This is a genomic window from Aurantimonas sp. 22II-16-19i (genome assembly GCF_002088275.1).
Taxonomy (GTDB): Bacteria; Pseudomonadota; Alphaproteobacteria; order Rhizobiales; family Rhizobiaceae; genus Jiella.
Map to the genome: position 1 here is coordinate 1 of NZ_AQQS01000085.1, position 1,091 is coordinate 1,091.

Here is a 1,091-nt window from a genome sequence, read left to right on the forward strand (position 1 = left end):
GGGAGTATACCGGAGACGGTATCGAGGGTTCGAATCCCTTCCTCTCCGCCAGAACAAGGCTTTCCGGCAAAATCTCGAAGACGTCTCGCGACGCCCCGGAGCGGAACGAAACCGGAAGCTCCCGATCGATGCGGGGGAAAGACGGGGGAATGCGTTCCGTCCCCGTTCCGCCATCCACCGTTTTCGTCACCTGTGGAAAAGCCGGTCATCAGAAGACCCCATGATTCGCACCGCAGCCGTCGAAGCCCTCAGTCAGATGACGGATGCCGCTCCTTGCGAGGCGAAGCTGTCGCGGACTTTAGACATTGGCGACGACTATCGTGAGCTGCACGAAGCGCATCCAGCATTTTTGCCTCATGTTTCGCTGTCGAAATGGAACGCACCGATTGAAATTCGCAGCAAGAAAGCGCTACCGCTTTGGCTACAGGGTGATCCTTCCGATCGGCCACATCAAAATGCGAATTTACGAGGAAGCGATTGTTTGTCCCGATAAGTGATCATCACGCGATCCAAGAAGTCGTCTTCGCACTCACGTTCAAGCGGCAGTTTCCTCTGGGTCTCCTGGAGCAGCTCACGTCTATCCATAAAGAAATCAAGCGCGAGTTGCCGCGAATGGAGAGGCCGCAGGTGTTCCAGTTCGCGATCGGTGGCGGCCCCGTCGCGCCCCCACAACAGGCGCCAAGTCCAGTTTCCTTTGAGGCCTATAAGCGCGACGGATCACTTGACTGGCGGATGATGGCAGATGGCAACACGCTGGTGGTAAACTGTTTAACATACACCAACTGGGCCGACGTATCGAAACGCTCTCTTTCTCTGATCCACAACGCATGCAACGTTATTATGCAGCAGGGCACGAATGACATATCTCACATAGCACTACAGTATGTTGACGTATTCAAGTGGGGTTTAAAATCCGAAGATTATGACATTTCGCTTTTATTAGATAGCAATAGCGAAAATATACCTAAATCATTATTCCGAAATGTTGACGGCCCGCTATGGCATCATCACCAAGGCTGGTTTCGACCATTTGCAGGCTCGATGGAAGGCAATCTCCTCCAGCGTACACATCTGGATGCGATGAATGAAGG

Annotated in this window: 2 protein-coding genes; both read left to right on the plus strand. The window is 53.1% G+C overall.

The features are described 5' to 3' along the window. The first annotated feature begins 220 nt into the window (after window positions 1-220). Window positions 221-493, plus strand: a complete 273-nt coding sequence (locus tag ATO4_RS27560) for a hypothetical protein (protein ID WP_139802740.1) — start codon at window positions 221-223, stop codon at window positions 491-493. Beyond that, window positions 478-1,091: TIGR04255 family protein (locus tag ATO4_RS26695; protein ID WP_139802741.1), on the plus strand; the 614-nt coding region annotated here is incomplete at its 3' end. The genes ATO4_RS27560 and ATO4_RS26695, both read left to right, overlap by 16 nt.